This window comes from Nocardia sp. NPDC046473, from assembly GCF_040645995.1.
GTDB lineage: Bacteria > Actinomycetota > Actinomycetes > Mycobacteriales > Mycobacteriaceae > Nocardia.
In genome coordinates, this window is sequence record NZ_JBEYZJ010000009.1 from 268345 (window position 1) to 285198 (window position 16854).

General features: G+C 66.1%; 18 protein-coding genes. 4 read left to right on the forward strand and 14 right to left on the reverse strand.

Translation table 11 applies throughout. The annotated features are described in order from the left end of the window. Positions 1–76 precede the first annotated feature (76 nt). A complete protein-coding gene (locus tag ABZ942_RS31685; protein WP_357388440.1) occupies positions 77–706 on the reverse strand; it encodes a TetR/AcrR family transcriptional regulator in 630 nt (209 codons plus the stop codon). A 220-nt stretch (positions 707–926) separates the two neighbouring features. Here ABZ942_RS31685 and ABZ942_RS31690 point away from each other — a divergent pair, with 220 nt between their 5' ends. Further along, positions 927–2357: a condensation domain-containing protein gene (locus ABZ942_RS31690; protein ID WP_357388442.1), complete on the forward strand. Its 1431-nt coding sequence runs from the start codon at positions 927–929 to the stop codon at positions 2355–2357. Here the strand turns inward: ABZ942_RS31690 and ABZ942_RS31695 are convergent. The 5 genes from ABZ942_RS31695 to ABZ942_RS31715 form a co-directional block, all read right to left on the reverse strand. After that, positions 2323–2730 carry a hypothetical protein gene (locus ABZ942_RS31695; protein WP_357388444.1) on the reverse strand — a complete coding sequence of 136 codons (408 nt, stop codon included), beginning with the start codon at positions 2728–2730 and terminating at the stop codon, positions 2323–2325. The two genes, ABZ942_RS31690 and ABZ942_RS31695, sit on opposite strands and share 35 nt — an antisense overlap. Before the next feature lie 116 nt (positions 2731–2846). Continuing rightward, complete coding sequence (locus tag ABZ942_RS31700; protein ID WP_357388446.1) at positions 2847–4172, reverse strand: pyridoxal-phosphate dependent enzyme; 1326 nt, start codon at positions 4170–4172, stop codon at positions 2847–2849. Next, positions 4172–5650, reverse strand: a complete 1479-nt coding sequence (locus ABZ942_RS31705; RefSeq protein ID WP_357388448.1) for an alanine racemase — start codon at positions 5648–5650, stop codon at positions 4172–4174. Before ABZ942_RS31705 ends, ABZ942_RS31700 begins: the two co-directional genes overlap by 1 nt. After that, positions 5647–6927, reverse strand: a complete 1281-nt coding sequence (locus tag ABZ942_RS31710) for a heavy-metal-associated domain-containing protein (RefSeq protein WP_357388450.1) — start codon at positions 6925–6927, stop codon at positions 5647–5649. The genes ABZ942_RS31705 and ABZ942_RS31710 overlap by 4 nt, the downstream gene beginning before the upstream one ends. Continuing rightward, positions 6924–8240, reverse strand: a complete 1317-nt coding sequence (locus ABZ942_RS31715) for an aminotransferase class V-fold PLP-dependent enzyme (protein WP_357388452.1) — start codon at positions 8238–8240, stop codon at positions 6924–6926. The genes ABZ942_RS31710 and ABZ942_RS31715 overlap by 4 nt, the downstream gene beginning before the upstream one ends. A 158-nt stretch (positions 8241–8398) precedes the next feature. Between ABZ942_RS31715 and ABZ942_RS31720 the strand changes: the two genes are divergently transcribed. Next, positions 8399–8821: a pyridoxamine 5'-phosphate oxidase family protein gene (locus ABZ942_RS31720; RefSeq protein WP_357388454.1), complete on the forward strand. Its 423-nt coding sequence runs from the start codon at positions 8399–8401 to the stop codon at positions 8819–8821. Positions 8822–8832: 11 nt separating this feature from the next. Here the strand turns inward: ABZ942_RS31720 and ABZ942_RS31725 are convergent, their stop codons facing one another. From ABZ942_RS31725 to ABZ942_RS31740, 4 genes are all read right to left on the reverse strand, one after another. Beyond that, the gene (locus tag ABZ942_RS31725) at positions 8833–9267 is read right to left on the reverse strand and encodes a CBS domain-containing protein (protein WP_357388456.1); all 435 of its coding nucleotides are present in this window, start codon (positions 9265–9267) and stop codon (positions 8833–8835) included. Between the two features lie 68 nt (positions 9268–9335). Further along, the gene (locus tag ABZ942_RS31730) at positions 9336–10598 is read right to left on the reverse strand and encodes a helix-turn-helix domain-containing protein (RefSeq protein ID WP_357388458.1); all 1263 of its coding nucleotides are present in this window, start codon (positions 10596–10598) and stop codon (positions 9336–9338) included. 262 nt (positions 10599–10860) lie between these two features. After that, positions 10861–11091: a hypothetical protein gene (locus ABZ942_RS31735; protein ID WP_357388460.1), complete on the reverse strand. Its 231-nt coding sequence runs from the start codon at positions 11089–11091 to the stop codon at positions 10861–10863. 211 nt (positions 11092–11302) lie between these two features. Then, positions 11303–12103: an SAM-dependent methyltransferase gene (locus ABZ942_RS31740; protein WP_357388462.1), complete on the reverse strand. Its 801-nt coding sequence runs from the start codon at positions 12101–12103 to the stop codon at positions 11303–11305. Between the two features lie 327 nt (positions 12104–12430). Between ABZ942_RS31740 and ABZ942_RS31745 the strand changes: the two genes are divergently transcribed. Both ABZ942_RS31745 and ABZ942_RS31750 read left to right on the forward strand, forming a co-directional pair. Continuing rightward, positions 12431–12652: a DUF397 domain-containing protein gene (locus ABZ942_RS31745; RefSeq protein WP_357388464.1), complete on the forward strand. Its 222-nt coding sequence runs from the start codon at positions 12431–12433 to the stop codon at positions 12650–12652. 89 nt (positions 12653–12741) lie between these two features. Further along, the gene (locus ABZ942_RS31750; RefSeq protein WP_357388466.1) at positions 12742–13635 is read left to right on the forward strand and encodes a helix-turn-helix transcriptional regulator; all 894 of its coding nucleotides are present in this window, start codon (positions 12742–12744) and stop codon (positions 13633–13635) included. Positions 13636–14609: 974 nt separating this feature from the next. Here ABZ942_RS31750 and ABZ942_RS31755 read toward each other — a convergent pair. The 4 genes from ABZ942_RS31755 to ABZ942_RS31770 all read right to left on the reverse strand — a co-directional run bounded on the left by ABZ942_RS31755 (position 14610) and on the right by ABZ942_RS31770 (position 16712). Next, positions 14610–14837 carry a hypothetical protein gene (locus ABZ942_RS31755; protein ID WP_357388468.1) on the reverse strand — a complete coding sequence of 76 codons (228 nt, stop codon included), beginning with the start codon at positions 14835–14837 and terminating at the stop codon, positions 14610–14612. Positions 14838–15133: 296 nt separating this feature from the next. After that, entirely contained in the window at positions 15134–15412 is a 279-nt protein-coding gene (locus ABZ942_RS31760; protein WP_357388470.1) for a putative quinol monooxygenase, read from the reverse strand. A 51-nt stretch (positions 15413–15463) separates the two neighbouring features. Continuing rightward, positions 15464–16159, reverse strand: coding sequence for an SDR family oxidoreductase (locus ABZ942_RS31765; protein WP_357388472.1), 696 nt, complete (start codon positions 16157–16159; stop codon positions 15464–15466). A 34-nt stretch (positions 16160–16193) separates the two neighbouring features. Then, positions 16194–16712 carry a DUF2599 domain-containing protein gene (locus ABZ942_RS31770; protein ID WP_357388474.1) on the reverse strand — a complete coding sequence of 173 codons (519 nt, stop codon included), beginning with the start codon at positions 16710–16712 and terminating at the stop codon, positions 16194–16196. Positions 16713–16854: the final 142 nt, after the last annotated feature.

Consider the following 16854-nt stretch of genomic DNA (forward strand, 5'->3'; position numbering starts at 1 on the left):
CAATGGCAACCCGGATGTGATCGCGGTCGCATCGCGACCGTGAATTCCGTTGTGCCCCAGTGGGGCACGCGCTGCGTCAGGACTTGTACAGCGAGCGGTACGCGGTGATCACCGCGACGCAGTGGTCGATGATCTCGTCGCGGGTGGCGCGCAGCGAGCCGTTGAGCCAGGCGGAGAACATGCCCGCGTTGCCGCTCGCCATGGTCACCGCGGCGAGCCTGCGCTTGACCGGGTCGTCGATGTGCGAGAAGAGGTGGTCCTGCATGAGCCGGGTGAAGACCGGCATCACCGAGATGGTGGTCTGGCCGAGGCCGGTGCTGGAGTAGGGCTCGACCAGGAACAGCCGGGATTTGCGCGGGTCGTCGAGCACTTTGTCGACCAGGATCTTGGCCAGCTCGCGGTCACGGGTCGGCTCGTCGGTCGCGGCGAACGCGGTCATCGGCTGTAGAAACTCGTCCGCGACCTGCCGATAGAGCACGTCCAGCAGCTCGTCGCGGCTGGTGAAGCTCTCATAGAAGTACCGGTCGGTCAGATTGGCGCGGCGACACACCGCACGCATGGTGACCCCGGCGGCGCCCGCCTCGCCGATCAGATCGAGCGCGGCCTCGAGCAGCGCGGTGCGACGCGCCTCCCTGCGTTCGGTGAGGGTCGTGCCGCCCCAGATCCGTGGGCCCGCGTCGTCGTCTGATTCCTGGCCTGATTGCACCGCACCAGACTAGTGCCTGGTCGGCGGTGAGATCGGCGCCCCTGACATCGGGGTCTTGCCGTCGCTGATTCGGGACGGCCATCCCGCGGCCATCATCGGTTCACCCGAGCTGGTTACGGTGCGCCCGATCGGTCGGCGGCACAGCGGAGGGTAATGGCGAGTGGACGGCTCCGCTGCGGGGGTTTCGACGGGGGAGTACGCCGACAGGAGAACGGTCAAAGTGCCGAATCATCCGGCGCTACAAATGATTCGGCAGGCACAGCTGGTTCGTGTGCCGCGTCCCGCGCGGCTGCCGCTGGCCCCGGCTCAGGAGCGGATGTGGCACGCGGCTCGCGCCGGGAGCTCCAGCGACTGGAATGTTGGTCGCGCCGTACGCATTTCGGGTGACGCGGTGAGTCTGCCCGCGCTGGCCGCGGCGATCGGCGATCTCGTCGACCGGCACGAGCCGCTGCGTACCCGCTACCCGGCATCTGGGTCGGGGCCCGTTCAGGTGGTCGTTCCGATGGCCGATGCGGCCGTCGTGACGGAGATCATCGCCGCCACCGAGGACGAATTACCGTGCCGAATCGCGGAATTCGTGACTGTGCCGTTCGATCTGACCACTGATCTCCCCTTCCGTGCCCGTGTGTGCGTGCTCGGGCCGCAGGACGTAGTGCTGATCCTTGTCGCGCACCACATCTCGATCGACGGCCGATCCGTCGCGCCGCTGATGCGTGACCTGGTCACCGCATATCTCGCCAGGCAGACCGGCCTACCGCCGGGGTGGTCGCCGTTGCCGGTCGACTATGCCGACTACGCGCTGTGGAAGCACGCGCAATTGGGTGACTACAGCGACGAGTGGAGCCGCGCGACGCAGCAACTGCGCTACTGGGCCAACGCGCTCGCCGGGCGGCCGCCGGTACTCGAATTCGCTTGCGCGCGTTCGTCTGACATTGAACGCGACACCGCCGGAGCTACGGTGCCGGTAGTATTCAGCGCCTCGGCGCACAGTGCGCTGCTGGCGCGGGGACAGCAAGCACGAGCGAGTCTGCTCGTGGTGCTGCAGGCGGCGTTCGCGGTCGTCGTCGGTGCGCTGGCCGACAGCACGGATATCACCCTCGCGACGGCCGTGGCGGGTCGCGACCACCGCCTGCTCGACGATCTGGTCGGCAATTTCGCCGACGACGTGCTGCTGCGCATCCGCCTCGACCGCGCCGCCGACGTCGACGAGCTGCTCGACCAGGTGCGCCGGGTCACCCTGGCCGCCTTCGCCCACCCGGACACGCCGAACCAACGGCTGCGCCGGTGCCTGCTGCAGGACGCCTGCTGCCCGCTGTTCCAGGCGACGCTGATCCTGCAGCGCGGCACCGTGCCCGAGCCCGCCTGCCCCGGCACGCTGACGATCACCGAGCTCCCCACCGGGGTGACCAGGGCGAAGCACGACCTCGAATTCGGCCTGGTCGAGCGCTACGACCGGGTCGGCACGCCCGCGGGCGTGGACGGCGTGTTCATTTATCCGACCGCACTGTTCGACCAGGCAACGGCGGCCCAGATCGTGGCTCTGTTCACCGCGACGGTCGAGATCCTGGCCGAGGGTTGTCGCGGGCCGCTCGATGCGCTGCTGCCTGAAGCATCGCTCAGGGCAATACGAGGCAAACCGGGCCGAGATTGACGCCGTTGCCGACGGTGGCTGCCGTCGAGACGAACGCGTTCGAACTGTGCACCGCATACACGGTGTGATTGCCGGGGATCAGCGGCGTCCACTTCGCGGTCACCGTGCCCGACGCCGGGACGGTGATCCAGCCGCTCGGGTCGAAGGTGCCGGTGGGGTCGAAGAATCCGACCACGTCGCCGGGCGCCGCGGTCGCCGTCGCGATGTAGGTGCAGTTGGTGCCGAACGAGGTGGAGCTGCCGAAACTCAGCCCCGGTGCCACGCCGACGGCGGAGACCGCGGCCGGTGCGGCGGGGGCGGTGAGCACCAGGGCCGCGGTGATGGCACCGAACGAGGTCAGTGCGGCGGCGACGGATTTCTTCGACCGGTACATGATGAATCATCTCTCTCGGGCGTTGACGTACGGACAGCGCTGGGTTCCGCGCTTCGTGAGCAGTCTCCCCGCGACCCGAAACAGACACGCGCGAAATGGCCGATGGCCCGCGCGCGTCACCCGCCACTTTCCAGCGGCAGGCCCGCATCCCGCCAGGCAACGATGCCGCCGGCCAGACTGCTCGCGTCATAACCCGCCTGCTTGGCCCGGGTGGCGAAGCGCAGTGACAGCTCGCCCACCGGGCAGACGAACACCACCGGCCGGGAGCGCGGGAACGGGATGCCGTGCGCGAACATGTCGTCGAGCTGGTCGTCGCGAATGTTGAGCGCGCCCGGCACATGGCCGATCCGGTAGGCCATCGAGCCGCGAGTGTCCACGATGGTCGGCTTGCCGGTGCGGTCCAGCTCGGCCAGCTCGCTGGGTGAAAGGCTCGGTGTGGCAGCCTGTTCCGTTGCGGTCGGCGGCGGTCGGCGGTCGGCGCGGTCGAACAGGTCGGGCCTGCGCTTCTTGAAGTAGGACAGGTACGGTTCCAGTCGGTCGCAGACGATGAACACGGCGACGATCGGCCCGTCCGTCCGCTCCGAGACATCCGCTGCGGCAAGGGTTTCCAACGCGGCCGCATAGCTGGCACCGCTCGTCGGCCCGGCCAGGATGCCGTACCCGGTGGCGAGGCGCAGCGTGGCGTCCACCGCGTTCCCGGCCTCGACGGTCACGATATCGTCGTAGAAGTCGGCTTGGAACAGCCCGACATCCCACATCTCGCTCTCCGAGCGGATGCCGGGAATGAAGTCGGTTCGGTCGGAAACCACGGCGACAGTGCGTAATTCGGGATTGTGCTTGAGCAGATAGGTGGCCGTCCCTCTGGTCGACCCTGTCGTGCCGAGGCCGCCGATCAGATAGTCGACCCGATTGATGCCGTCGGCGGCCAGGTCCTCGTGGATCTCCCGGCCGGTGCCGTGGTGGTGCGCTTCGATGTTCTTCTCGTTGGTGTACTGCGACGCGTGGAAGTAGGCGTCCGGCTGCTGCGCCATCGTCGCCTCGATCACCGAGTACACGTCGTTCGGCGTGGTCGGATCGGGGCACTCGGACAGGCCGGGCAGCTCGACGATCTCGGTCCCGAAGAGCTGCAACAGCTCTCGCACCTCGGCGACCTTGATCCGGTTCGTCACCGCCCGCAGCCCGATGCCGTGCATGGCGCCGAGGATCCGCAGCGCCTTGGCGGTATTGCCGCTCGACGCCTCGATGAAGGTCTGCCCGTTCGCCACGATGCCGTCGAGCTCGTCGCGGATCATGCCCCACGCCACCCGGTCCTTCACCGAGCCGAAGGGGTTGTAGGACTCCAGCTTTGCGTACAGCTCGACGTTGGGCAGGCCATGCACCGCAGGATCGAGCCGCAGCAGGGGAGTGTTGCCTATGAGTTCGGTGATGTGGTCGTAGCGCATCAGGGCGCCTGGGTGGGTATGCGCGGCGAACGTCGCGGTGTGGACTGGTGTTGCGGCGGTCCGATCGGTAGCTCGGGTTCGTAGTCGGCGTCGAGGCATACCTGGAAATCGCCACCGTGGCGCGCGACCGCCAGTTTGATCGGCGGTGGCCGCATCGACGCCGTGGCCGCGGACAGATCCATGTGGTAGGCACCGGTATTCGGGAACACCACCAGATCGCCGGGGCTCGGTCGCGCCGCAAGCCATACCTTGTGATTGGTGATCAGATCACGCTCCAAGCAGAGCCGCCCGGCGAAATACACACCGACAGGCGCGGTTTCGCCGCCACCAGACCTCGGCAGAATGACCGGATCGACCATCACCTCCTGATCGGCCGGTGTCACCGAGTCACGGCTGAGATCGAGGTTGACCAGCACCGTGCCGTCGGCGATCTCCTTGACGAACTCGACCATGGCCACCGTCACCCCCGCGTGATCGACCAGCGCCTTGCCCGGCTCCAGCCAGATGTCCAGCAGATTGTCCGAAGCCACCTCGGCGACGGTGCGCCCGCCGTGCCGCTCCAGCGGCGCGGTGAACAGGTCCGCCAGCATCTTGGTGGCCGGAATCGTGTTGGCGTACTTGTGGAACACCGGTATCCCGTGCACCGCGCCACCGGCGACGTGATAGCCGAAGGTGTTGCTGCCCCAGCTCATCGGCGTACCGTGGCCGAGCAGCGATTCGCGCAACGCGTGCACGTAGGCGTCGAATTGGTCGGCGTCGGCGGTGAACACCTGGCGGTACCCGCCGCCGATATTCAGCACCGACGGCGTCAGCCCGTAACCGTAGGCCTGCTCGACCAACGCCAGACACGCGTCGATCGCGCGGATCCGCTCGCCCGTGTCGCCCGAATCGAGGTGAAACGCGAACCCGAGGAACGCGATTCGGTCACGGTGCGCCGACAGCAGCTCGAACGCGCGCTCGACGTGCCCGAGCGGCACCCCGAATCGGCTCACCTGACCGTCATCGAACCCGGAAACCCGCAGCAGCACCGGCACTTTCGTGCGGGCCAGCTCGGCGATTCGGGCCAGCTCCCACAGGTTGTCCACGTTGATCGTGATACCCCGGTCGATCAGATCACGCAGGAACACCTCACCTTTCGGCCCGGTCACCTCGACCCGCTGCGGCCCGAACCCGGCAGCCACCGCGCAGGCGACCTCCTGCGGCGAGGCGGCATCGATGGCGATCCCGGCCCGCGCGGCGGTCCGCACGAACGCGCGAGACTGATTAGCCTTGTGCGCGTAGCAGATTCGATAACGAGGCAGCACATGATCGAGCACCGACCGGAACTGCGCGAGGTTCTCCGCGAACACCTGCGGGAATACCAGGTGCACCGGCGAACCGAACTGATCCAGCGCCGCCGCCACCGCGCCCGGCGAATCGAGAAAGGCGCGCACCAGCGGATCGATCTTCGCGGGCAGCGCCGGAATCGGTGCCGTCATACCGCGGTTTCCGACGCGACGACACCCTCCGCCGCCACCGCGGGCCGCTCCGCGACCGGGTTGTAGCCGCCGTCCCGAATGGCCTCGAAGGCCCTGGCACGGTTGCGCGGGCTGCGGAACTCGGCGACCACCCGCTTGCTCATCAGATCGATCTCGACCACCCGGATGTCCATCGACTCCAGCACCCCGCCGATCGTCCGGACGCAGTGCTTGCAGGTCATATCCGGCACGTAGAACACCTGATCCTCGGCGGTGGCCGCCCGATCGGCGGTCTCGCCGTCCAGGTCGGCGCTCACCTCGACGAGCTCGCAGCGCCCGGCGACCTGGGCGAACACCGCGACGAACTGATCGACCACCACCGGCAGGATGCTGTAGTGCCCGCCGCCGAGATGATGCGGCATCGCGGCCAGGCAGGCGGGCCTGGTCCCGGCGGGCAGCAGCGCGTATTGGCGGGAGATCAGGTCGAGGTCGTCGTGATACTTGGCAAGCGCCGCCGGAATGCTCAACCCCTCGACATGGGTGGCCCGCCGCATCACCGTGTGCGCGTCGGCGATGGTGGCGTCCTTCATCGCCCGCAACGTCGCCACCGTCTCGGCCGAGTACCGCACGGTGCCGTCGGGCTGCGCGATCAGGGTCACCGGAATCATCCCGCGCCGGTAGGTCGAGGCCTGAAGCTCCCAATACCAACGGGTGGCGACGGCCGAGAAGAGGCCGGATTCGTGCATGCCGAGCGCGAATTCGGCGGCGCTGCGATACGGCGTCTGCCTGGCGAGCAGGGCGTGCTGGGCTAGTGCCCGTCCGGCGGCTTCGATGCCGACCCGGAAGATATCCATCGGCTCGTGATCGGTCGTGGTGCCGTCCAGCATCGCGTGCTCGCGCGGTCCGAGCGCGGAAATGCGTTCGGCGAACGCGGTATTCGTACTCAGCGCGTGCCACAGCGCCAACACCGTCTCGCGCATGGCGATCGGCACCTGCGGGCCGAGGCCGTCGGCGCGATAGTAGCCGGTGTTGGGGATCCCGTCGCTGTCGGTCCAGGTGATCCGGTGCGTGGCGCTGGTGACCTGGTACGGCCGGCACGGCCGCATGAAGCGCTCCAGATACAGCCGCTGCGAGAAGGTGAGGTGGCTGTTCGGCTCGGTATGCAGTGCGGTGCAGGTGAATTCGAACTTGCGCCGGTCGGGGACGGGCACCGGCGCCGCGAACAGACCCGGCTGCGCCAGCCCCGCGAGCACCCGGGACGCGGCCCGCCGGTCGTAGCGCGGAGTGTCCATGGTCATCTGACCTCCTCGGCAATCGTCTTGACGCACTGGGTGAATCGGTCGATCTCGTCGGCGGTGTTGTAGATGTGGGTGCTGACCCGCACCGAGTCGTCGGCGTCGGCGAGCCGTTGGTCGAACGCGCTGTCCTTGACGGCGGCCGTGCAGTGCAGGCCGGTGCGGACCAGGAAACCCAGTTCGCTCAGCACGAAGCCGAGGTCGGTCGCGGAGATCCCGTCGAGGGTGAACGAGACGATGCCGTAGCCGCCCGCGTTCGGCGCATACGCTGGGCCAGGCAGGAATTCGAGTCCGCGGATGGGGCGAAGACCCTCGATGAGCCGCACGGTCAGTGCGTGATTGTGGGCCGCGATCGCGCCGATGTCGAACGACTCCAATACTTCGAGCGCGCTGCCGAGCGCGAGAATGCCGGGGATATTGTGCGTGCCGCCCTCCAGTAGCGCGGGCATCGCCGCCGGCATCAACCCAGCCTCGCTCACCAGCACCCCCGAGTTACCGCCGGGCAGGAATGGCACCAGGGTATCGTGTACTCGCCTGTGGCAGTACAGGATTCCGGTTCCCGGCGCGCCGAACATCTTGTGCGCGGCAAAGATCGCGAAGTCGGCGCCGAGCTCGGTCACGTCCACCGGCACGTGCCCGCCGCTCTGGCTGCAGTCGAAGCACAGCAGAATGGCCGGGTCGAGCAGGCCGCGCAGTGGGGCGAGCGTGGTCAGGCCGCCGTATACGTGGTGTAGATGGCTGGTGGTGATCAACCGGGTGCGCGGGGTGACCTTGGCGAGGATGTCGGCGGTGTCGGCCTCCCCGGTGGCGGTGACCCGATAGGGGACCAGCTCGATCCGGCGCCCGAAATGCGCGAGCAGGCCGCGCAGGTGGTACCAGGGATGCACATTCGACGCGTGATCAGCTGGGCTGTAAAGGATTTCGTCGCCGTCCTCCAGAATGGCCAATCCCCAGGACAGCGTGACGGCGTTGAGCGCCGCGGTCGCGCCACCGGTGAAGACCACCTCGTCGGGATACTCGGCACCGATGAACGCCGCGGTGCGATCCCGGATTCGGCTCAGTCGGGTGGTCAGGCTGGTCGCCCACGGGTAGGTGCCGCGCCCGGCGTTGGCGGTTCGTGAGCTGTGATAACGATGAATGGTCTCGATGACCGGCAGCGGCTTCTGCGTGGTCGCGGCGCTGTCGAGGTAGATTTCGGTGGATTCGGTCAGGGCTGGGAAGAGCTTCCGGATGTCGGCCGGGGTCGGCGTCGACGTTGCCGATAGTCGGGGGGCTGATGGCCGCGCGAAATGCGACCTCGAGGCATGGGATCGCAACGTGACGCTCCCTCCGCAAAACCCGTTCACAAGGTGCGTTGGACGCCACCCACGATACGCACTTTTGGTAGGGTCTTCGAAGGTTATCGCGCGGCCTCGAACATTCGTCCACGCAAGCGCTTCCTGGGCAACGGCTTTCACACACTAGGGTGGAGACCATGGCTTTGACCTTGAAAGAGCGTCAAGAGTTCCTCGCGCAGCCGCATATCGCGGCGCTGTCCGTGGCGGGTGGCCCTGGTCGGGGCCCGCTGTCGGTACCCATCTGGTACCAATACGAGCCCGGCGGCGAGCCTTGGGTGATGACCGGGGCCGACTCACAGAAGATCCGGTTGATCAAAGAGTCCGGGCGATTCACCCTGATGGTGCAGCGCAGCGAACCGACCACTCGGTATGTCTCGGTCGAGGGTTCGGTCGCCAGGATCGTTCCGCTGACCGATGAACTGCATGTGGAAATGGTCGAGCGCTACCTGAGCGGCGACGCTGTCGACCATTACCTGAAGCAGGCGGAGAGCTTCGGCGATCAGGTCGTGGTGTACCTGCGGCCTGAGCACTGGCTGTCGGCGGACCTCGGCAGCGCCTAGCGCAAACGGGCTCAGTACTTGCCCTGTAGATATTCGACGAGGTGCTGCTTCTCCGTGGCCAGCTCGGAGATCGCGCTCTTCACCACGTCGCCGATGCTGACGATGCCGATCAGCCTGCCCTGATCGACCACGGGTAGATGCCGAATCCGATGCTCTGTCATGGTGTTTCGCAGCCCGTCGACCTCGTCGTCGGGCGCACAGGTACGCACGCCGGTGGTCATGATCTCCGCGACCGGCGTGTCGAGCAGCTCCGCGCCGCGAGCGTGCAGGTTGCGTACCACGTCGCGTTCGGAGATTATCCCTACGATCCCTTCGCCGTCACGTGACACGACAACCGCACCGATATTGTGCTCGGCCAGCGTCGCCAACAAGCTTCGAATTGTCGTGTCGGGTGCGATCGTGGCGACGTCGCTCCCTTTTCTACGCAAGATCTCGGCTATTCGCATACTTTCACCATCCAGTGTCCGCGGCAGTTTCAGGATCCCAAGGTTCTGCTCTGGTGGCTAGTGCCACGTCATAGGCGACGGGTGACGCTGTTGTCCAGATCGCGGGCGAGCAGGGCGATGGCCGCCTGCGAAATTCCGGCCGAGGTGGCCAGGTCGATACTGGTGAGCTGCGCGATCCTGCGCAGCCGGTAGTCGACGGTGTTCGGATGCACATACAGCTGACGTGCGGTGAGCTGGCGGTTCATATCGTTGCCGAGGTACGCGCGCATGGTTTCGAAGAGTTCGGCGTGCGCTTCGAGCGGGTCGAGGATGGTGGCGATCCGCCGGGTCGCCGGGCCGCCGCGGGTCAGTTGATATTCCACCGCGAGGTCGGCCATCTGATACAGGCCAGGGGGCTTGCCACCTACCCGCACCAGATTGAGCAATTCGTGTGCCTGGTCCGCGGATTCGGGGACCTCGTCGGTGGCGCTCGCGACGACCGTCGCGGTGAGCGGCACCTCGGCGGCCTCGGCCAGCAGAGTCAGCGTCTCGACGGTCATGGTGGCCGCACAGCCTTCGCCCGCCGGGATGAGCATCGTGCCGCCCTTGGTACTGAGCAGTGCCAGCGCGCGCGAGGCGAACACGGTGGCCAGCGCGGATTGCAACCTGCGTAGCTTGCGGCGGGCCGCGACATGCGCGTCGACCCGGGAATCGCGTTCGTCCGGATGTTCCGAAAGCGACAGCGCCACCACCTGATACGAGTCAGCGATCGGGATGCCGGCCTGCCTGGCCAGCGCCGAACTGCCCCGTCCGCTCAGCAGCGCGGAGGCCAGGGTTTGCGCGGCGGTCTGGTGTTCCTTGGCGACCAGATGCTGTTCGTCGACGTAGGCATCGGCCACCGCGGCGGTGACGGCCTCCAGCAGTTCCAGCATGAGATCGGTGGCGACCAGCAGTTCGTCCACGTCGTCGGCCCTGGCGGGCGCGGTGACCAGGCCGAACGCGATGCGAACGCCCTCGTGGTAGCCGCGCAGAATTGTGCTGAGCGGCACGCCTTCTCGGGCCCACTGGGCGGCAGCCTCGCGGACCTCGCCGAATTGTTCATCGCCCGGAACGGTGCGCCGGTCGAACATCTCGGCGACCAGTCCCAGGCAGCTACGGGTGAGTTTGGTGACGTCACCGCGTATTTGTTCGCCGGGAAGGGAGCGGCACGGTGCCATGCAGGTGGCGAAATATCCCACCATCCGCGAGGCCACCCGGTCGGTGTTCTGCAGGGGCACCGAAGCCGGCTGGCCACCGATTTCGAGCGCCGTGTCGGACGAATCGGCGGGAAGATGCAGCGCGGAGAAGGTCATTCGGGTCGCTCCATTGCCACGTCGGGCGTAATAGAACTGTGCCCGAATCGTTCGGCTCACTATACGAAGGGGTCCTTCGCCGGGGAACATATCGGCGAGATCCATTGGGAGCCTACGGCATTATGGGGTGGCCTGATCGTGACATTCCACTGTCTCGGGACATCGCCGCGCGAGCGCGTTATGCTGCAGGGAATGTTCGGTCGGTTCGAACAATGTTCGGTTCGGACTCGAACATCCATTGTGTGCCAAGGGATTCGAGCGACTACTCGTCGTCGAGACCGGCGGAGAGGTAGGCGGCCGCGGCGAGCCATTGCCGGCACTGCGGGCCGTGTACCTCATGGGCGGACAGGATGTCGCGCGCCAGCCGGTAGGTAAGACCGGGGGGTTCGACACCGCAGTCGGAAACCTGGACCGGAGCGGGACACTGCCGCAAAGTCTCGACGCCGGTGCCGATGACGGCAACCCGGCGGGGAGTCCGGAATGGCTGGCTCATTCGACCGCCCCTCGCGTGTGGCGTGTGGGGAAGTTGCTGTGTAGGCGCCGCCGGCTCGAATCTCCCTGCGTACCTCCCCGATATGGGTCCGAGTCTATGCTGCCGTCGCTTACAGATGCAAGTACATCTGCACTAACGGCCCCGATGAATTCGAGCCGAAATCGAGCCGAACGGCGGTCGTTCGCGGCCGCCGTCGTCGTCCCCGATCGAGCTACGGCTTGCGAGCTACCGCGCAGTAGGCGGAGATCGGCCTGGTCAGGGCCTTCTCTGTGGTATCGGTTCGCCACTGGGTGATCGAAACGAACCCGGGCTCAACGAGTTCCAGCCCGTCGAAGATGTCGCGGATTTGTTCCTTGGGCCGCGGCAGATACGGCGCGCCGCCGGTTCCGGTGTAGTTGTCGCAGAGCTTCACGTAGTCGGCGCTGTCGTCGGTGCCATCCCAGACGGCGAGGTAGCTGCCGGATGGCACGGCGGCCAGGACGGTCTGCACGATGTGCGACACATCCTTATAGGACGCTGTGTGGCCGAGTACCCCCATGAACATGACGCCGACCGGCTGGTCGAGGTTCAGTATGTGCTGCGCTTCGGCCACGATGCGCTCGGGATCGTTGTAGTCGGCCGCTATGTAGGTGGTCACGCCTGCCCCGGCGGTGTCGGTCAGCAGGGCGCCGGATCGGACCAGCACCATCGGATCGTTGTCTATGTAAACGACTTTCGACTCGGCGGCGACCGCCTGGGCGATCTCGTGGGTGTTCTGCACGGTCGGCAGGCCGGTGCCGATGTCGAGGAACTGCCGCAGTCCCGCGTCGCCCGCCAGGTACTGGACCGCACGGATCAGGAACTGTCGCGATTGCACGGCCATGGTGACGATCTCGGGGTCGATCTCGATGCCGGCATCGCCCGCGATCCGGTCGATTTCGTAATAATCGTTGCCGCCCATCCAGTAGTTCCAGACGCGCGCCGAGTGGGGGATGTCGGTGCGGATCACGGGGCTGTTGTCCTCGTCTGGCATGGGGGTTGGGCTCCTCGGGAACGCCGGTGCGAGCGCGTGTTGTCGGCGCGCACCGGGGTGATGTCGCGAATGACTGATACATCCGATCTGCATTGCGACAGTACAAGATTCACCTTTCCTAGACAGTCGGTGCGCCGTCCTGACCAGTCGGTTCTTTATGCGAAACATTAGTGCCTCAGATCGTGGACCGGGTGGTCCAAATTAGTAGAGGCGCGGTGGCGAACTTCGTGCTATCGTCCAAACTGTTGGTGCAGATGCAAGAACGTTTGAGCGTGCAGATGCACAAACTGTTTGATCCAACACTGGCGTAACCGAGGAGTGGGGAAAATGTCGGATACATCCATCAACAAGATCACTGGCTCATGGCGAAAGAGCACATACAGCAACCCGAGCGGCAACTGCGTCGAAGTCGCCGAGGCGACCAACGGCCAGGTAGCCATGCGGAACTCCCGGGATCCCGAAGGCGGGGTGCTCTTCTACACTCGCCCCGAAATCGATGCGTTCGTCCGCGGCGCGAAGGCGGGGGAGTTCGACTATCTGACGAGTTGAGCGGTAACATAGGCGATCGGTGCGGTGTGTTTCGCGACAGGTGGTTGTGACACACTGTGGGCAACCCCCGAGTATCGGAGACGAACTCAATGATCGCTGAACCCGACGACGATGGTCAGGTGCATCCCGTTGTCGCGGAACGTGGTCCAACAGTGCTACGCATCGCACTGGGCGGCCAGTTGCGCAGGCTTCGAGAAGCCAAAGGAATCACCCGAGAAGCGGCGGGCGACGCCATTCGTGGTTCGCACGCCAAGATCAGTCGTCTCGAGTTGGGCCGCACCGGTTTCAAGGATCGCGATATCCGGGACCTGCTGTCGCTCTACGGCGTCAACGACGCCGAGGAGCGCGAGCGGTTCCTCGATCTGGCCAGGCAGGCGAACGAGCCGGGATGGTGGCATCGCTACAGCGATCTGCTGCCGCAATGGTTCGGCACCTACCTCGGTCTCGAACAGGCAGCGAGCAAGATTCGTACCTACGAGGCGCATCTTGTTCCCGGACTACTGCAAACCCCCGAATACGCCAGGGCGGTAGTGGCGCTCGGGTACGAGGATGTCGACACCGATCGGCGGGTCCAGGTACGTCAACGCAGGCAAGAGATTCTGCATCGTTCGGATCCGCCGATTGTGTGGGCGGTTATCGATGAGGCTGCGTTGCATCGGCCGGTCGGCGGGCCTCGGGTGCACCGCGAGCAGATGGAGCACCTGATCCAGCTGGCCGAACTGCCGACGGTCACCATTCAGGTATTGCCGTACTCGTCGGGTGAACACGCGGCCGCGGGTAGTTCATTCAGCATTTTGCGCTTCGCTGAGTCCGAGCTGCCGGACATCGTGTATCTCGAACACCTGACCAGTGCACTGTATCTGGATCGGCGCCAAGACCTCGCGCTGTACCTGTCGGTCATGGACCGGCTCAGCGTGCAGGCCGAGCGGCCGGAGAAGTCGGTGGAGATCCTTCGCAAGTACGCAGAGGGATACGGTAGCTGATCACCCGCGAGGGGATCATTTGTGAGGCGCGTCAGCACGGATATACCAGAACGCCACGTGTCACGAAGTCGGCCGTGGTGGTCTGGTTCGAGTGCTGTTCGGCGCCGGTCGGCCCGAGGAGGCCCGGCCGCTGTGCGCGATTCTGCGCGACGTAGCTATTCGCCGGGGACACTGCGTGATTCGGCGGCTGCCCCGCGGCCCTGTGCGCGATCAGCCGTCGGGAATGGGTTGTTGCGTGCCACGTCTCCGCCGCTCGACGGTGTACTGAGCGCCCATGGCGCAAGGCAATTCAGCGGGGGAGTCCGACACGATTGTGCGCCTGGTGATTCCATGCCGGCGCTGGCCGATTCGCTGCGGTTGCAGGCCAATTCACCGCGGGCGCAGCTTGATTCCCCGCGGGCGCAGGGTGATTCCCCGCGGGCGCAGGGTGATTCCCCGCAGGCGCAGGGTGATTCCCCGCAGGCGCAGGGTGATCCCCCGCTGGCGCGAGGTGATTCGGCGCTGGCGCGAGGTGATCCAGCGCTGGCGCGGTGTGATGCACTGCGAGCGTCTCGAAATTCGGTGCGGGCGCAGCATAATTCACTGCTGGCGCAGGGTGATGCCCCGCTAGCGCGAGGTGATTCGGCGCAGGCGCGGTGTAGTTCGGCGCAGGCGCGGCGAACTACACCGCGAGCGTTTCGAAGTTCGGCACGGGCGTCTCGGAAATTGGCACGAGTGCCGCGCAATGTGAAACGTGCGCAATACAATTCGATGCGGGTGCCCGGTGGTTCGTTATGGGCGCAGGGCGGCTTATCGTGGGCGCATCAGCGGGCGGCGCGTGCGCTGTCTGCTGGTTCGATCCGGCTCCGCGCCCAATTGCCTTGTGCCGCAAACTCTGCGCCTGAGGGTAGATCATCGCCGGTGGAGCAGGTCGGCTCAGTGCTTGCGGTACAAGGCAATTCGGCGTCCGCCGGACATCGGGATGCCCGGAAGTCTTACAGCCTGATGAAGCTGGAGGCTATCCGCCAGAACGTCGACGGCTGTATGGTGTGGAAGTCCCAATCGTCGACCACATCGTGCGCCGTGGTGACGATCCGATCGATATCGAAATCGTGCCGAGTGGCCGCACCTTTGGACTCGACGGCATCGATGACGAACGCGACGGCGGTTTCCCGCGAGTACGCGGTGGTCCTTTGGCCGCTTCGGGCCGTGGGTGTGCTCATTTTTGTACCGTTCGCTGGCTGGTCGACCAGTGCGGCGGCGGCTATTCCGAGCCGAGCGCCGGAAAGTGGTTGGTTCATTCGAACGCCCCTGACGTTTGGCGGCGGCGGACCCACGGCGACTGCGGCCTTCGGCTCGACCATCCGGCCTCCCCTGGTTGTCCCCTGTAAAGCGTTGCGGGACTGAGTTTAGGTCGCTGCACCTTTCATATGCAAGTACATCTGCACGATCGATTTGCAAGCGCACGTGCGGGTTTAGGCGTCTGATTGTTTGCTGACACGGTGTACCAATAAGACGATCAGTTGGCAAAAAGGACGTCTGTGCTGTAGTGGATCTGGGTTCCGGGTTCCACATACTTGTCGGCGGCGGCCCGCATCGCCAGAAAATGTTCGGTGAAGCGGTGCGCCTCGGCCGCCTCGTCATCGGTATATAGCTGGTAGAGGAAGAATCGATGCGGGTCGAGGCGGTCGGCACAGACATCGAAGCGTAGACAACCCGGCTCGTCTCGCAACGACGACACGGCGCTGCGCGAGATGGCGTCGAGGAAGTCGGCGCGCGATCCCTCCCGGATCTTCATGGATACGATGCGGCTGAACAAGGTTGCTCACTCCTAACGAGAAGGTGAACGTCAATCGGCAACGGGGGCAGTGCCATCCGAAATTGCGCGGTCGGCGAGCGCTGCCACCGCCCGGTTGATCGTCGTGTCGCCGGTGACGAGTTCGAGTGTCGCGCCCGCGGTGTGCGTCGCGGGGAGTAGTTCGGCGAGCACGGCGGCCACGTCGGCGCGCGAGATATCGCCACGCGGAACGGGCGGCGCGGTCAGGGTGACCAGGCCGGTACCCGCGGTATCGACCAGCCGGCCCGGCCGCAGGATGGTCCAATCCAGTGCGCGCTTGCGCAGGTCGTCTTCGGCTTGCGTCTTGGCATCGATGTAGGCGGCCCAGATGTCGTCGCTCCCGGGTGTGGGAGGTTGACCGGCACCCATCGTGGAGATCTGCACGAAACGCCGTACTCCCGCCCGTTCGGCGGTGTCGGCCAGCCGGACGGAGCCGTCTCGGTCGACAGTGTACTTGCGTTCGGCACTACTGCCCGGTCCCGCGCCAGCCGCGAAAACCACTGCGTCCGAACCCTGCACGGTGGCTAGCAGGTCCGCCGCGTCGGCGTGCTCGAGATCCAGCACTGCGGGTTCGGCGCCGACGGCGGTCACGTCGGCGGCGTGCTCCGGATTGCGGATGAGCGACACCACCTGGTCGCCGCGGCGGGTCAGCAGTTCAGCGAGCAGCAGTGCGATCTTTCCGTGTCCGCCTGCGATGACAGTGCGCATGGGTCGGTCCTTCCGGTCGGGGGTGGGCCTGGACTCAGCGTTCGGGGCCACCCGGGTTGCAGCGCGCTTCGACGGTGGCCTGGTAGCCGACCGCCGGACGCCAGGGTTCCAGATTCCAACTCGGTTTGTCCGGTTCGACCAGCCGCGCCCAGGTCCAATGACAGATGAACTGGTCGCGCATACCGGGTGTGTCCGCGTCCGGTGCTTGGGCGAGCACCTCCTGCCATGCGCGTTCGTCGGTGCCGGGAAAGGTGGTCTGCCGCCCGGCTGGTGTGGGGTAGACGAGCAGCCGCGGGCCGTCGATCGCCTCGGTCCAGTCGGTGTGGTCGATGAGCGGCAGGCCGGCAAAAGGGTCGACGGTGGGTGTCGCGGCGGTCGACGGCGGCATCGTCGCGGAAATCGTTGTCGGCGCGGGGGATACGGCGGCGGGTCCGCTCGATCCGCAGGCCGTCATCGTCGGCAGCATTGCGGCACAGAGCAGTACGGTCGTTCGGGCCTGGCGTGCGACATCGGCCCGCCGCGACACGCGAGTCGGCCGGTTCGGGTGTCCCACTCCGGCTCCTTTCGCGTCGTGCTCGGGCCGCTCACGACCCGGCCCTGTCCGTCGAGCCTAGCGACCGGCCGGTACCTTTGACAGCTTTCGGGCCCGAAACCAAGCCTGGCCATACCTCGCCGACGGCCGCGGAAACGCGCCG

Coding starts and splice junctions, on each gene's coding strand:
- ABZ942_RS31695 (WP_357388444.1), bottom strand. CDS start 2,730: ATGTACCGGTCGAAGAAATCCGTCGCCGCCGCACTGACCTCGTTCGGT.
- ABZ942_RS31700 (WP_357388446.1), bottom strand. CDS start 4,172: ATGCGCTACGACCACATCACCGAACTCATAGGCAACACTCCCCTGCTG.
- ABZ942_RS31705 (WP_357388448.1), bottom strand. CDS start 5,650: ATGACGGCACCGATTCCGGCGCTGCCCGCGAAGATCGATCCGCTGGTG.
- ABZ942_RS31710 (WP_357388450.1), bottom strand. CDS start 6,927: ATGACCATGGACACTCCGCGCTACGACCGGCGGGCCGCGTCCCGGGTG.
- ABZ942_RS31720 (WP_357388454.1), top strand. CDS start 8,399: ATGGCTTTGACCTTGAAAGAGCGTCAAGAGTTCCTCGCGCAGCCGCAT.
- ABZ942_RS31725 (WP_357388456.1), bottom strand. CDS start 9,267: ATGCGAATAGCCGAGATCTTGCGTAGAAAAGGGAGCGACGTCGCCACG.
- ABZ942_RS31730 (WP_357388458.1), bottom strand. CDS start 10,598: ATGACCTTCTCCGCGCTGCATCTTCCCGCCGATTCGTCCGACACGGCG.
- ABZ942_RS31735 (WP_357388460.1), bottom strand. CDS start 11,091: ATGAGCCAGCCATTCCGGACTCCCCGCCGGGTTGCCGTCATCGGCACC.
- ABZ942_RS31740 (WP_357388462.1), bottom strand. CDS start 12,103: ATGCCAGACGAGGACAACAGCCCCGTGATCCGCACCGACATCCCCCAC.
- ABZ942_RS31745 (WP_357388464.1), top strand. CDS start 12,431: ATGTCGGATACATCCATCAACAAGATCACTGGCTCATGGCGAAAGAGC.
- ABZ942_RS31750 (WP_357388466.1), top strand. CDS start 12,742: ATGATCGCTGAACCCGACGACGATGGTCAGGTGCATCCCGTTGTCGCG.
- ABZ942_RS31755 (WP_357388468.1), bottom strand. CDS start 14,837: ATGAGCACACCCACGGCCCGAAGCGGCCAAAGGACCACCGCGTACTCG.
- ABZ942_RS31760 (WP_357388470.1), bottom strand. CDS start 15,412: ATGAAGATCCGGGAGGGATCGCGCGCCGACTTCCTCGACGCCATCTCG.
- ABZ942_RS31765 (WP_357388472.1), bottom strand. CDS start 16,159: ATGCGCACTGTCATCGCAGGCGGACACGGAAAGATCGCACTGCTGCTC.